Source organism: Pseudoalteromonas sp. EB27, from assembly GCF_001974875.1.
Classification (GTDB): Bacteria; Pseudomonadota; Gammaproteobacteria; order Enterobacterales; family Alteromonadaceae; genus Pseudoalteromonas.
This window is the reverse complement of the sequence record NZ_MTQD01000016.1, coordinates 36,581-50,940: the sequence shown is the minus strand read 5'-3', so window position 1 is coordinate 50,940 and position 14,360 is coordinate 36,581. Positions and strand designations below refer to the sequence as shown.

The window sequence follows — 14,360 nt, the reverse complement described above, 5'->3', positions numbered from 1 at the left end:
AATAGTAATATATTTGTCTATTTGAGTGTTTTTTTGAGCAATAACTCTATATCGGGGTATATATTACGTGGGCTTTATGACAAACATGTGAAATTGTAGGGGTAAAATAAAAAAAACCCATTACAAATTTGCAATGGGTCTATTGTAACTTACAAATAACTTAACAAGTTATTGATGCAGTTTTAAGAACTAAAACTTGTAGCTAATACCAACTTTAGCCTGCCAAGCTGATGACGATGAACTGATTTGCGAGTAATTACGCACATCTGCACCGCCAAAACTGTTGTCTATTTTATATCTGCCTTGATCATCAAGACCACCAAAGTCATAAATAGTTTGGTTAGAGTAACCTAGGCGTTTTTCTACACCCCAATCGCTGTTTAGAAGGTTTGCAAAATTATCAATCATTAGATAAACCTCACCAGTGTGACCTTCAGCAAAGCCAGGTATTTCTTGCTTAATGCTAACGTCCATTGTAGTAACCCAAGGTTGCGTTGCTGTATTTTTACCTAAAATCCCACCACGTTGAGATATACCAGCACGCTCTAATAACGGTTCTAACTCAGCCCAAGTCATATCTGATTCAGCCCAATTTACATTCGGATCATCAGCACCTGTAGGGATATAAGGTAAGTAAGCACCATTAGTGAATAAAGAACTAGTATCACCTAAGTCTTCATCTTTATACATATTCATTGTGTAACTAAACGGGCGACCTGAACGACGTTCAAAATAAACATTGAACTTGGTTGCGTATCCTTCAAAAAATTCAGTGTTATATGCTAAGTTAATTTTAAAGCTGTGCTCAACTTCGTAAAATCCACGTGCTGCAATATCTTCATTACGATTTACTGTAATATTGTGCTTATAGTTACCTTCTGCCTGAGAAGCTGAACCTGCTGATGATTCTGTAACATCTTGGTGAGCATAGCTTGCCGATACAAACAGGCCATTGTCCCATTGTTTAGCAATACCCGTTGAAATAATAATTGAACGACCATCATCCGATGAATTAGTCATTTCTATGTCAACATTATCGCCACTGTAAATACTCTGATTGATAACACGTTCGCCGTCAGCAGCTAAGCCTACTGGGTTAATAGACGAATTATGCCATACCGCTTCATTCTCTTTTTTATGGTAAGCAATTTCTGCTTGCCATTTAAAGCCATCACCCAATAGTTCAGAGTCAAACTCATATTCAAAACCTATTTGAGTACGAATGCTTGAAGGCAATTTAAAGTCAGGGTCGATATACGCAACACTTCCTGCACCTTGCTCTAATGTATTTTTTATTTCATCAGGAACCTGAGTAATATCAGCTGTGTTATTTGCATAGTAATCATTAATTACATCGTTTTGTGCTGATACTAAAGTAATGCCATCACTTTGGAATGAATTGTTATACCAAACATTTGGAATACCACCTTGGAAACGACCAATACCACCATTAATAGTAAGCGCTTCTGTAACGTAGTACTTAAAGCCAACACGAGGAAGTATAATGTTTAGACCATCAAGATTTTCTTGGTTAGTAAAGCCATACGTATTAGCAAAATTTTCATTTAGAGTTGGTTTATCATCAGATGATAAGCGCTCATAACGAACACCTGCAGTGACTTCTAAATCATCACCTACATAAAAAGTATCTTCTATGTAAAGCGCTAGCTGGTTACGCCTTACATCATATGCTGTATCAGCTGAATCATTAGTGTAAGCATTTTGATAAGAGAAATCATAAGAACCAATCTCACGGTTTTCAAAATTTTCTAAGCTATCAAATTTCCACGTTCCAAGAGAGTTTTGAGCAAACAAGTTATATAAACGAAGTGACTCGTACTGAGCTCCAAAGTTTATTTCATGCTCATCCATTAAATACGTAGCGTCTAACGTAAAAGTTAGGTTTTGTGTTTCTGAACGGTTTGCATGGCGGTATTGATCTGTACCAAAGTTGTAAGAAGGACCATTTCGACCGTCTTCCTCAACAGTAATGCTTCCTAAGTTAGAGCGAGTTGCGCTATCAGAAGTAACATCTTTATACGACACACCAATTTCTGTTGAAAAGTTTTCGCTCCAATCAGAGTAAAGTTTAGATGAAAAGTTATTAAACTTAGTTACGTAGGCATAAGTGCTTGAAACTAAAGCTATGTTGTCTCCGCCCGTACTAGAGTTACGCTCATCTTGATCGTCTTGCCATTGATAAGTGAAATCTAAACGGTGGTCATCACTTGCGTTCCAGCTTAATTTAACAAGCAAGTTTTTGTTTGTATCTTCTGGCGCACCGGCCAATGAATCAGTTAAGCCGTATTCATTATTTAAGATAGAGATGAAACGATTATAGTTAGCTTCAGAAGTATTAAATTCATTTGAAGCACCAGAGCCATCAAAGCCGTAATCTAGATCTAATTCACTTGACCATTCTGCATAGTTAACAAAATAAAACAGCTCATCTTCAATAATCGCTCCACCGACATTAAAACCAAATCTTTCTTCAGTTTTAATTGGCTCTACTTTATTTGTAGAGTAAGTTTTATGACCTAGCTCATCAAGATCGTCTTCTTGTACAATATTATCAACATCACCAGCTATCTCAGGAGTAGATATTTCATAAAAGCCAGAGAACTTAAACTCATTTGTACCAGATTTTGTTACTGCATTAATAGTACCGCCACCAAAGTTACCTTTAGAAGCCGAAAATGGAGATACATCAACAGAAACTTGCTCAATAGCATCAAGTGCAACAGGAGGCTGAGAAGTAGGGTAACCACCAAAGTTCAAGCCAAAGTCGTCATTTTGACCAATACCGTCAACAGTTAAACCGTTTGTACGTGGGTTACTACCTGCAAACGTAAGTTCGCCATTACCGTTAATACTCGCAAGTGGGTTTAAGCGCGCAATATCTTTAATGTCGCGATTAAAGCTTGGCATATTTTCTATAGTGTCAGAGCCAAATGTACTGCTAGAGCCACCTGATTGTTGAACAATCTTATAACCAGACACTTCAATCTTTTCGATGTTTAGCGGAGCAAGCTGCGAGCTTAAGCGGTAAGTTTCACCAAGGTTCAAGTAGATATTTTCAACAGTCGTATCGTTAAACGTATCAGAGTCGATGATAACCATGTAAGGACCACCTACACGTAAACCATTAGCGATAAACGTACCACTTTCGTTTGTAGTTAGTTCGCTAATAGTTCCCGTTGGTTGGTGAACTACTTTGATTTTAACGTTTGCAGCATTGCCACCTGATGGCGTTGTAATTTTACCACGCATTGCAGATGAAGTATCAGCAGCCATTGCGCTTGTAGAAACACCTAGAGCTAAAATTACCGCTCCAGTTAATTTCGAAAGGCGAAGCTTAGTCATAATGTTGATTTCCCGTGTGTAGGTTATATAAATTTAATACTGTTTATTTGTCAGTCGTCATTTTTAATGCCGTTTCTAACTCTTTTGCAGAAGGGTCAAATAAGGCGTTTAATAGTCCAGCTAATCGGATACCCGCTTGTTGTAGGCGTGTTTTTACAATTGGAGTGTTGTTATAAATGTAGCTGTACCCAACTTCGTCGTTGGTATATTTATAAATTTTTGTGGCTAAATTATGAGATTCTTCAACCCATGTCATAGGTGAGCTTTGTAAATACTCAGCAACTAACTCGCTGTTATTTGTATCAATAAATTGTGCGTACTCAGTAAACGACAAATTCTCGTTCTCAACTAACTTTGTATCCCAAAGGCTGTGAAGATTTGTTTCTTCGTTAAAAAATGAAACCTTAATACGGTTACCACCTCTGTCTTCACCTCTACCAGCATGAAATGGTTGGTGACTGTCGCCCACCAAATGCACTAAAAAACGTAAACTGAACTGTTTAGCATCTAACGTGCTGTTGGTATCAGTAAGTGTTTGCATTGAATAGTGAATGCCTTCTAGGATATTACTTACAGATTCTTTGTTTTTAGTGTGATCGTGATTGAAGCTGAAAGATTTTCCTGGTGCTGCATTAATATAATGCCAACGAGATGATTGCTTTTGCCAAAACTCGCCAGGAGCTGAGCGCATTTCATCAGGCCAGGTTGATATTTGTGCAAGTGATTCGCCATCAAGGTAGGGTTGTATTGCCGCTTTAGTTGTTTCGCTTATATGAGATTGTGCAATCTGCCCTACAATACGGTGGCCATTTTGACCCCAAGCGTGTGAGTTAGTGCTTGTAAATATTGCACTAATCAAAAGCGCAGAAGATATCGAGTACTTTATATTGTTATGCATTAAAACTTCCTAAATGAATATTTCATGGGGTTGCTATAAGCTAATGCGGTCAATTGTCCTCATTTTTAATGTTGATAGGAAGGACTTATTAAAATTCATAGTTTCTTATTAAATTATGTTTAAAATCAGCGCCTTATATTTAACAGGTAAAATTACTTGTTGTAATAGGTAAGTGAAATTGTTCAAATACACTATATTGTCTATTTTTGGGTGGCATTGCTTTGAATTATAAAAATATTGTGTTGCACAAAATGTTAATTGTTACATTTTTGTTTCTGTTGTTGGTCGTTACGTGGGTTTGCGGTCAAGTTAGTGTATACAATGATGAATTACACTTTCCAGTTATGATAGAAACCTCAACTGAGTGTCAAACAACTGCTACAAGTAATAAAGGCCAATTAATTGTTTTTACACAATCAAAAAAAATAGCCAAGTTATTAACACAAAAGTTATGCTCTGATAACGTAGTAGCTAAGCAATATGGCTCGGTAAAAGGGTATTGGGGATATAGAACGGCAGATAGCTTTGAGTTCGTGGGTAAAGGAATTGCTGACTTAATTTTGGCTAAAAACAATATTATGGCAGCCTTTAAGGCAGAGTCGACATATAACTACCAGCCCGTTGTTGGTTTTTCTGACTACACGGCTTTTTTTATATCTTCTAAAGAAAAGCCTCGACTCACCAAACAATACTTTTTAGATAAGCGCATAGGTTTACTTGATTATCCGACCAGCCGATCAGGGCATATTTTACCAAAGCAAACGTTTAAAGAGTTGGATATTAATATAGCCAATTTGAAAATCACTTATGCGAGTTCTCATAACGAATTGCGCGATTTACTCGCTAATGGAAAAGTAGATATTATTGCTTCGTTTTGGAAAGAGAGCGACGAAAAGCGTTTTTCAAAAAACTATATTACGCCTTTGAGTAATAATATTTCTGGAACAAGATGGTATTTAAAAATGCAGCAAAACAACACTGATTTATTATGCGCAGTGCAGGAGAATTTGCTTGATATGTCTAAAGATCAAAGTTTGCATTACTATCAAAACGTACAGCCATTTTGGCGTTGCGGTGCCAACTTAGTAAGCTTAAAAGAGGGGGGTGGTGATGAGTAAGTATAAGCAACTAGTTGTTATTATAAGCTTATTTTTTATTTTATCGTCAGTCTTTTATATTTCTGTAACTCAGAAAGGCCAGCAAGTAGTTAAACAAAAAATAACGCAGATAGAAAGGCAAATAGCACTCGACTTACCATTACTCGATTTATCAAATGAGCTGCTAAAGCATTCAGGTAATAAAGATGCTGTTAACAGCTACATTAAAACTTTAAATAGCTACATTAATTCGAACGAGCTTAAAGTTGTTGCTATTGCACCAAAAAGTGAAGTAGTAACGCCTGTAAACTCAGACCAAATAATACGTAGTTTAAGCACTAATAACGGACTCGTATTAGTTGTATTTAACGTACAACAAACCCACTTTACATTAAGCCATTTTATTTACTATTTTATATTTTTAGTATTAAGTGTGCTGATTAGTTTTTGGGTAAAGTTTGCGTTTATTAAACAAAGCAATAAGCAGTTTAATAATACACAGCATCAACTAATTACTGAGCCTACGCCGCTTGTACTTATTGTTGATCTTAACGATAAGACATTCTCAAGTAGTTGTAATACAGAACAAAAAATGTGTTTAGCCAATAAGCCATTGTGCTTTTATTTAGCACTTGTAGAGTATTGTACAAATAACGATGATGTCGCGCTTAGCCATAATAAAGATGTACCAGAGGAGCTGCTAGAGCTTGCTAACAAGTATTTTTATAGGTTGGTCGAACTCGGCCATACGGTTAGAAAAAGGCCTAACTTTAATAATAGCCTAGAAAAAACCCTAAGCGAAATACGTGCGGCATTAGATGAAGTACTCAGCGAGTATCCTGAAGAAAAAGAGTTATATTATCCACCTAAAGCATACGGGGAGGGGTCTCGCTCTCGTCTGCATAGTTATGGGCTGGTCAATATTAGAAAGGGCAATATTGAAATAATAGGAAAGTAACAAGGTTACTTTCCTATTATTAGAGGCTATTTAGGAGTAAATTCAGCCGTTTTAAGAGGGCTGTTTTTTGATATAAAATCTTGAAGTGCTTGGGCATCTGTTTCGTCTGTACTAACAAAGCCTTTTTTATTTGTAAGCGCAGGATAGCCATCACCGCCTGACGCGTTATAGCTATTTAAGCTCATTCTATACGTTTTATTTTTGTTCAAAGGTTGGCCGTTAATAACAACATTAACTAACTGATTATTTTTACGCTCAAACGATAGTTTATGGTATTGCAAATAAGCGCCAGCATCTGGTGGGAAGCTCGTTACTGTATTTAAATAATCCCATAAATCGCTGCCTTGCCAATCCATATAAGTAATACGGTTTTTAAAAGGATGTACTTTTAAAATATCTTTATAGCTTACTTCACCAGCTTCTATTGAGCTGCGAATACCACCACCACTTATTAGTCCAAAATCAGCACCTACTACGTCCATTTGGGCTTGAATAATCACGCGAGCAAGGTTTGTTTGTTGGTAACGAACTTTGTTTCTGTCACCTTCTAAGCGAGCATCTACTTCACCAATGGTACCTTCAATTTGTTTAGCGCCTTTTGCTTGGTATACCGCTAAATAAGATTCAAGTTTTGAGTCTGGTTTAATGTACTCGTTTGCTAATACTTCTTTAGTAGAGCCATCAGCTTGTACTTTATCTACATACAAATTAACTGGCATCAGTTTGTAGTCTAGTAACGTTAATTTTCCGTTTTCAAGCTTAAACTCAGCTTTACCAACATACTTACCCCATTCATGGGCTTGCATAATGTAAGTACCGTTTTGTTGGTCCGGTTTACAGGCAAGACCTGGTTTAAAACTATTGTCATTTACATTTTTATCGCTCATACAAACAGGTTCTTGAGAGTGGCCACCAATGATCATATCAAGCGTGTTCGCAGGAAGTGAGCGAGCAAGTGTTACATCACCGGGTGCGTTAATACCAAAGCTAGCATCAACATAATGACCCATATGAGTCAGGGCAATTGTAATGTCTGGGTTGTACTTAGCTTTTATTTCTTTAGCTAGTTTTGCTGTAACATCAACAGGGTCTTTAAACTCCAAGTGCCCAATATATTGAGGGTTACCAATTTTAGCTGTGTCGGTTGTTGTTAAACCAATAACAGCAATAGTTAAGCCATTCTTTTTGAATATTTTGTAGCTATCAAACGCGTGTTCGCCTGATTCTTTTTCAAATATATTGGCTGATAGGAAAGGGAAATTTACCCATTCTTGTTGTTGATTCAGTACATCAATAGGATTGTCGAATTCATGATTACCCAATGCCATCGCATCGTAACCAATCAGCGACATACCTTTAAAGTCAGGTTCTGCTTTTTGTAAATCTGACTCAGGAATACCCGTATTTATATCACCACCAGAGAGAAGTAATACTGCATGACCTTGCTTTTGAGCTTCATTGCGTAATGTGTCAATTAACGTTTTGCGAGCGGCCATACCGTATTCGCCTTTTTCGTTTTGCCAAAAGCGCCCATGGTTATCATTCGTATGAAGTACAGTTAAATATTGAGTTGCAGGAGAGTTGCTTGCACTTGGGTCGGAAGTTGCCGATGTGCACCCAAGTACGTTTAAAAAAACTGAAAATAAAATAATTATTCGCATAAAATACCTGTCTATTAAGGTCCACTTAATTTATTGAGCGGCTAGTTTAAACTAGTTTTATGCGAAAAAAACGTACTTATTTACATTTTACCTTAATTACGGCTTGTTGCAGCTGTTTCTCTACGCTTTAACTCTTCACTCGCATATTTAGATTTTTCATGCTTTGTTGCAATCATCCACGTTAAAAAGCTAGCGGGTAGTTTTGTGTAAGCTTCGCCTCGGTGTAAACCAAAGTCGCAAATTGTGTGTTCAGTATGTTGCATTGTCAGTTCCTATTGTTTTGTGTTTTTTAAAGGTAACAAAAAGTAGGTATGCTTTTAAGATGATTTAATTTTAAATGATTAGATTTATATAGCTAAAAAGAATATAAGTAACACTATATGTAATTAATTTGTTATCAACGCGGTCTAATTTGTATCAACTCACACTTTAGAATCGATTTTAATCGCCTATGGTATTAATGTGTTAACACATTAACAATTAACTAAAAAATATAACAACGGGAATATAACATGAAAAAACTTTTACTTGGCTCAGTACTCGCTGCAGTAAGCTTTACAAGTGCTGCCACTATTGTCGAAATGAACACGAGCCAAGGTGTCATAGAAATTAACTTGTTTGATCAACAAACACCTAAAACAGTCGCCAATTTTTTAAGTTACGTTCAAGACGATTCATATAACGAAACAGTAATTCATCGCTCTGTTAGTAACTTTGTTATTCAAGGTGGTGGATTTACATACTCTGATTCATTAGATGCGATTACTACAAAGCCAGCTGTAGAAAATGAGCCTGTTTTTTCAAACGTTAAAGGCACCATTGCAATGGCTAAATTATCAGGCAATGAAAATAGCGCTACAAGTCAGTGGTTTTTTAATATGGCTAATAACAGCGCAGGAAGTGCAGCGCTAGATACGCAAAATGGCGGTTTTACAGTGTTTGGACAAATTACTGCCGCGAGCCAATCAACTTTAGATAAAATTGCTGCTTTAGTGCACTGTGGTGAAACTCCCGTTGTTGATATAACTGCTGAGCAATGTGCAAGCACTGATGTAACAATTAGTAGTGCTAATTTGGTAACTATTCAAAGTGTAACCGTTATGGATGATGATCCTAATTCTTCTGCTGGTCTTACTGTAACTGAAAACACGTTAATTGACTCAGGTGCAGCAATAGGTTCAGATAGTAGTTCTGGCGGTGGGCTAGGGTGGCTTTTAGGCGCTTTTTTACTTGTGTTTCCTCGTTTAAAACGTGCTAAATAATTAAATCTTATGTAATAGTAATGTGGCAGACGTAAATTACCTTTCACATTACTATTATTAAACTTTGCTATTTAAAGTAATACTCGCCAAACCATAGCAAGCCAAATTGAAAATACACAAATACAACCTAGCAAAAATACTTTAAAACGTGCGCGTACGTTATTTTCACCTAAATGAATAACACTATGCACAATGCGTGTTGCTACAAATAAACAGGCCAGTATAGCCACAAGTGTACTGGCGCTATTTAGTTGTAGTGCAAGTAAACATCCCGCGTAAAAAAGTACAGGTATTTCAAACTGATTTGAAAAGTTTCTATCTGCAACCCTAATAGTGTCGCCAGCCTTATCTAACTGCATTGTTTTAAAATCGCTTAAATCTAGCTGTTTGTTTTTAGCTGCTGCAAAGCGCCTTTTACCCATAATGAGCATTACAACCAGTGAAAGCGTAACTTGTGCAAACATGGCAAGTATGATGATTTTTTCCATTGTTTTTCCTTATTACTATTTAGAGTTTGTGGATCTTTTTATATTGAATGATTTTTAATCTCGAAGATTGGCATACTCGCAACTAATATTCGATTATGAAGGCATTTTTCACAATGTGTTACACAAAATAGCGTTATTTTGTAGAAAGTTATTAATTGAAAATGTTAGTTTAGCTTAACTATATTGCTTTGAATTGGCGCACGCTATTTTGCGCAATACTTTCTAATGGAAAACAAAAATGAAAAAGATTATTGGTTTTAGTGCTATTGCACTTGCAGTTTTAAGTGGTTGTTCAAATACAGCTTCGGTTTCTGTGGCGCCTCAGGCCTCTTTATTATCAGATACGTTAGTTGTAAGCCCTAACGATAACCGCGAATATAAAACACTTAAGCTGGCAAACGACATTGAAGTTATTTTAGTGTCAGATCCAGGTGCTGAAAAATCAGCAGCGGCATTAAGCGTCGGTGTTGGTTTACTGCACGACCCGATGTCGCAACAAGGTATGGCGCATTATTTAGAGCACATGTTGTTTTTAGGCACAGATCGCTACCCAGACACAAAAGGGTATTCTGATTTTATGACCAAAAATGGTGGCGCGCACAATGCGTATACTTGGCTCGATATTACTAATTACATGTTTAAAATTAATAACGACGCGTTTGATGAAGGGCTAGACCGTTTTTCTGACTTTTTCAAAGCACCTAAGTTATACCCAGAATACACAGACAAAGAAAAAAATGCAGTAAACGCAGAGTGGTCAATGCGCCGCGAAATGGACTTTTTTGGTCAATTTAAACTCGCGCGTAAAATGATGGGCGATCACCCAGCTAATCGCTTTTTAATTGGTAACCTAGAAACGCTTGGCGATAAGGAAAACAGTTCACTTCATAAAGAAACGGTTGATTTTTATAATAAATATTACTCTTCAAATATTATGAAAGTTGCGCTTATTTCTAATTTACCTATTGCTGAAATGGAGCAAAAAGCGCAAAAATACTTTGCAGATATAAAAAATAAAAATATCGAAAAGCCAGCAGTAACTGCAAAACTTGATTTTGATAACGCTGGCGGAAAACGCGTGTTTTATGCACCAAATGAAGATGTAAAACAGCTACAACTTGATTTCACCATTGCTAATAATAATAGCGAATTTGCGCTTAAACCAAACCGATTTGTAGCGTATCTACTAAGTAATGAAATGCCAGGTAGCCCAGCGCAACTACTTCGTGACAAAGGGTGGGTATCTCAGTTGTCAGCTTCAGCTGCACCAAATCAATATGGTAACTACGGTTCGTTAAACGTAAATGTAGAGCTTACAGATGAAGGCATGAAAAATCGTGATGAAATAGTCGCAACTATCATGCAGTACATCGATTTAATTAAAAACGAAGGCGTTGATAGCAAATACTTCAACGAAATTCGTACATCACTAAACAACCAGTTTAAGTTTTTAGAAAAAGGTGATGAGTTTAATTATGTAAGCTCGCTTACACAAAGCATGCAAGATTATCCGTTAAATCACGCTATTAATGCGCCATATTATTATGCAAAGTTTGACGCTGACGCTGTAAATAAGGTACTAGAGCAGTTAAATGCCGATACCCTTCGTATTTGGTATGTATCGCAGCAAGAAGAGACAGACTCGCAATTACATTTTTACGACGGCAAATACCGCATTAGTGATATTAGCGATGATGAAATTGCCAGCTGGAAAAAACCAAGCGAGTTTAAGCTAGCACTACCAACTGTAAATAATTTATTACCTGAAAATTTTGCAATAAAAACTCAAGCCTTTAAAGAGCAAAAACACCCTGAGCTTGCATACGATAAAAATGGTGTAAAAGTATGGCGCCAAGCAAGTCAAAAATTTGCAGAGCAGCCAAAAGGGCTTGTTGAAGTTTATATAAATACTCAACCAGGTTTAAACGATATTAAAGCAGAAGTACTTTATTCTGTTTGGGCTGATTTATACAATATTCAACAAAGTCAGTTAAGTACCGAAGCAGCAATCGCTGGTATGAGTGTAAGCCTCGCGCCGAGTAATGGTCTTGTTTTATCTATGAGTGGTTTTACAGATAAACAAGATGTATTACTTAAACAAGCTTTAACCGGATTAAAAGCCGATGAAACAGCGCAAGCATTTAGCCAAGCAGTAGATCGCTTTAAACGTAATTTACTAAACCAACAAAAGCAGTTTCCGTATGCACAAGCATTTGGCGAGTACTCAAAACTAACTCGTACAGGTGGATTTGATACAGAGGCGCTTATTAAAGCCGCTGACTCACTGAGTATTGCCGACTTAGTACAATTAAAAACAGCGACATTTGCACAAAACGATTTACGCGTATTTAGTTACGGTAACTACAATCAGCAAGATATAGACGCGATTGCAGAAGAATTAAGCGCAACACTACCAAGTAACCATAAACGCAGTGAATTTGCGCGCAGCAAAGCTTGGTTACCTCAACCTGGCGAAACGCTGGTACTGCAAAAAGATATTGATGTAGCTGATGTAGCTGTAGTTGATATGACCGTTCATCCAGTTGCGGGTTACAGACAAAAAGCAGAAGCGGCTGTATTACAAAGTCACTTTAGAACAGTTGCGTTTGATAAAATGCGTACTGAGGAGCAACTTGCGTATGCAGTAGGTGCATTAGCGCGCCCAATCGAGGGTTACTCTGCAATTGGTTTGTATATTCAAACACCGGTTAAAGGTCCTAAAGAAATACAAGCTCGTTTTGATAAGTTTAAAAAAGAATACGCAGTTGAACTTGATAACATGAGCGAAGAGACTTTTGAGCAGCTTAAAAATTCAACCCTAGTATCACTTAAAGAGCAACCTAAAAACTTAAGTGACGAAATGAGCCCACTTATAAACGATTGGTACCGTGAAAACTTTACCTTTGATTCTAAGCAAAAGCTGATTGATGAAGTTGAAAAAGTAACGCTTGCAGATATAAAAGACTACTATAAACAAACAATGCTTAATCCTAATGCCGCACGTCTAAATGTGCAATTACGCGGTACTAAGTTTATAGAAAGTGACTTTGCCGATTTACCAAATCAAACTAAAATCACAACGCTTGATGCCTATTACAATGGTATTAAACTACAAAAATAAGTTTTATTTACGCAGCTAAAAATAAACCCCAATGTAGTAATACATTGGGGTTTATTATTTATCTCACTATATCTATATAATATTTATGCCATCACAATAAAGCCTATAACCGCCAACGAAGCCGCTATTAATGTATACGGCAACTGTGTAACGGCATGGCTCATTAAATTACAACCAGAGCCTTGCGCTGCGAGCACCGTTGAATCTGAGTAAAAACACGCTTGGCTACCAAAAGAAGAAGCCGATAATAGCGCACCAATGACCAGCGGTATGTTTGCATCAACTGCATTTGCCAGTGGCATAACAATCGGAATTGATACAGCAAAAATACCCCAACTCGACCCTGTTGCAAACGCTAAAATAGCCATTGAAATAAATACCACGGCTGGTAAATATGCTGCGGTCATATAAGGGCTTAAGCTGCCAATAACAAACTGAGGCAAACCAATTAAGTCGCATACATCTTTAAATATAAACGCCGCTATAACAGTACCAATAGCGGGGATCATACTTTTAAAGCCATCAAGCATGCGCTCAATCATTTCACTTACGCTCATTAATTTTTGTAGCGCATAAAATGGGAGAGTGACCGCCATTGTTGCTAATAAGCCTTTATATACGTCTATTTCAAAGTAAACAGTAAATGCGACTAGTAAAATAATAGGTACTAAAAAGTTACGTAATTTACCTTTAGGATCAGCGTCTTCAAAGTTTTCTTCAGCTGCTTTTACTGCGTATTCATCTGCCGTTTGAACGTTATTGTATTGAGCTGGATCGACTTGAGCTTGCTCAATTTGCGCCATTTGTTCTGCTTTTTTCATTGGACCAATCGCAGGAATAACACCCAACACAACAAGTAAAACAACAAGCACTGCAAACCACGCGTAAAACATGTACGGAATAGCTTGAATATAAACAGCAATTCCTTTGCCTTCTTCAGCAATACCGTTATCTACGAGTAAACCACCAAAAAATACCGCCCAGGTAGATAAAGGGACAAGCACACAAATTGGTGCAGCTGTTGAGTCAACAACGTAAGCTAGCATTTCACGGCTAACTTTAAATTTATCGGTAATGCGTTTCATTGTTTCACCCACAGTAAGGGCATTTAAGTAGTCATCAATAAAAATAACCACACCTAAGCAAAAGGTCATAAACAAAGATGAACGCTTACCTTTGGTGTACTTAAGAGCTAATTTACCAAAAGCTGATGCGCCACCTGTACGCACTAATAGCGCGATAAGAGCGCCAAAACCACCACACACAAGTATTAGCCAGCCGATGGTTTCGTCTGTCATCACTTTTAGCGATGTACTCGCAAAGTTAGTAAGTACTTGTGCAGGATCGGCTAAGACTAAACCAACTAAAGCACCAATAAGTAAAGATAAAATAGGGCGGCGTAATACAACAGCCAATACAACCACCACTAACGGTGGTAGTAAACTCAACGCAGAAGGTTCAAGCATTTAAGTATTCACAAAATTAAAAGCATGCATAAAAATTAAATTAATT

General features: G+C 37.1%; 10 protein-coding genes. 4 read left to right on the top strand and 6 right to left on the bottom strand.

Going from position 1 to position 14,360, the window contains the following annotated elements:
* Nucleotides 1–189: 189 nt before the first annotated feature.
* Nucleotides 190–3,363, bottom strand: coding sequence for a TonB-dependent receptor (locus BW142_RS16865; protein WP_076925648.1), 3,174 nt, complete (start codon nucleotides 3,361–3,363; stop codon nucleotides 190–192).
* Nucleotides 3,364–3,406: 43 nt separating this feature from the next.
* Nucleotides 3,407–4,261 (bottom strand): S1/P1 nuclease, encoded by an 855-nt coding sequence (locus BW142_RS16860; RefSeq protein ID WP_076925646.1) that lies wholly within the window; start codon nucleotides 4,259–4,261, stop codon nucleotides 3,407–3,409.
* Between the two features lie 251 nt (nucleotides 4,262–4,512).
* Between BW142_RS16860 and BW142_RS16855 the strand changes: the two genes are divergently transcribed.
* Together BW142_RS16855 and BW142_RS16850 are read left to right on the top strand one after the other, a co-directional pair.
* Nucleotides 4,513–5,379: a hypothetical protein gene (locus BW142_RS16855; RefSeq protein WP_083707599.1), complete on the top strand. Its 867-nt coding sequence runs from the start codon at nucleotides 4,513–4,515 to the stop codon at nucleotides 5,377–5,379.
* Nucleotides 5,372–6,316, top strand: coding sequence for a hypothetical protein (locus BW142_RS16850; RefSeq protein ID WP_076925645.1), 945 nt, complete (start codon nucleotides 5,372–5,374; stop codon nucleotides 6,314–6,316). The genes BW142_RS16855 and BW142_RS16850 overlap by 8 nt, the downstream gene beginning before the upstream one ends.
* Before the next feature lie 26 nt (nucleotides 6,317–6,342).
* Here BW142_RS16850 and ushA read toward each other — a convergent pair whose 3' ends face one another.
* On the bottom strand, nucleotides 6,343–7,977 hold the full coding sequence (ushA, locus tag BW142_RS16845; protein ID WP_076925643.1) for a bifunctional UDP-sugar hydrolase/5'-nucleotidase UshA: 1,635 nt from the start codon (nucleotides 7,975–7,977) through the stop codon (nucleotides 6,343–6,345).
* Nucleotides 7,978–8,069: 92 nt separating this feature from the next.
* Complete coding sequence (locus BW142_RS20755; protein WP_171972338.1) at nucleotides 8,070–8,240, bottom strand: hypothetical protein; 171 nt, start codon at nucleotides 8,238–8,240, stop codon at nucleotides 8,070–8,072.
* 249 nt (nucleotides 8,241–8,489) lie between these two features.
* On the opposite strand from BW142_RS20755, the gene BW142_RS16840 reads away from it, so the two are divergent.
* Nucleotides 8,490–9,239, top strand: coding sequence for a peptidylprolyl isomerase (locus tag BW142_RS16840; RefSeq protein WP_076925641.1), 750 nt, complete (start codon nucleotides 8,490–8,492; stop codon nucleotides 9,237–9,239).
* Between the two features lie 71 nt (nucleotides 9,240–9,310).
* Here the strand turns inward: BW142_RS16840 and BW142_RS16835 are convergent, their stop codons facing one another.
* Complete coding sequence (locus BW142_RS16835) at nucleotides 9,311–9,727, bottom strand: MAPEG family protein (protein WP_076925639.1); 417 nt, start codon at nucleotides 9,725–9,727, stop codon at nucleotides 9,311–9,313.
* A gap of 238 nt (nucleotides 9,728–9,965) precedes the next feature.
* On the opposite strand from BW142_RS16835, the gene BW142_RS16830 reads away from it, so the two are divergent.
* Nucleotides 9,966–12,848 (top strand): insulinase family protein, encoded by a 2,883-nt coding sequence (locus BW142_RS16830; protein WP_076925637.1) that lies wholly within the window; start codon nucleotides 9,966–9,968, stop codon nucleotides 12,846–12,848.
* Between the two features lie 83 nt (nucleotides 12,849–12,931).
* On the opposite strand, the gene BW142_RS16825 is transcribed toward BW142_RS16830, so the two are convergent.
* Nucleotides 12,932–14,314 carry a Na+/H+ antiporter NhaC family protein gene (locus tag BW142_RS16825; RefSeq protein WP_076925636.1) on the bottom strand — a complete coding sequence of 461 codons (1,383 nt, stop codon included), beginning with the start codon at nucleotides 14,312–14,314 and terminating at the stop codon, nucleotides 12,932–12,934.
* Nucleotides 14,315–14,360: the final 46 nt, after the last annotated feature.

What these genes read in the sequence shown, in the direction of transcription:
- BW142_RS16865 (WP_076925648.1), bottom strand. Translation starts at nt 3,363, where the DNA reads ATGACTAAGCTTCGCCTTTCGAAATTAACTGGAGCGGTAATTTTAGCT.
- BW142_RS16860 (WP_076925646.1), bottom strand. Translation starts at nt 4,261, where the DNA reads ATGCATAACAATATAAAGTACTCGATATCTTCTGCGCTTTTGATTAGT.
- BW142_RS16855 (WP_083707599.1), top strand. Translation starts at nt 4,513, where the DNA reads ATGTTAATTGTTACATTTTTGTTTCTGTTGTTGGTCGTTACGTGGGTT.
- BW142_RS16850 (WP_076925645.1), top strand. Translation starts at nt 5,372, where the DNA reads ATGAGTAAGTATAAGCAACTAGTTGTTATTATAAGCTTATTTTTTATT.
- ushA (WP_076925643.1), bottom strand. Translation starts at nt 7,977, where the DNA reads ATGCGAATAATTATTTTATTTTCAGTTTTTTTAAACGTACTTGGGTGC.
- BW142_RS20755 (WP_171972338.1), bottom strand. Translation starts at nt 8,240, where the DNA reads ATGCAACATACTGAACACACAATTTGCGACTTTGGTTTACACCGAGGC.
- BW142_RS16840 (WP_076925641.1), top strand. Translation starts at nt 8,490, where the DNA reads ATGAAAAAACTTTTACTTGGCTCAGTACTCGCTGCAGTAAGCTTTACA.
- BW142_RS16835 (WP_076925639.1), bottom strand. Translation starts at nt 9,727, where the DNA reads ATGGAAAAAATCATCATACTTGCCATGTTTGCACAAGTTACGCTTTCA.
- BW142_RS16830 (WP_076925637.1), top strand. Translation starts at nt 9,966, where the DNA reads ATGAAAAAGATTATTGGTTTTAGTGCTATTGCACTTGCAGTTTTAAGT.
- BW142_RS16825 (WP_076925636.1), bottom strand. Translation starts at nt 14,314, where the DNA reads ATGCTTGAACCTTCTGCGTTGAGTTTACTACCACCGTTAGTGGTGGTT.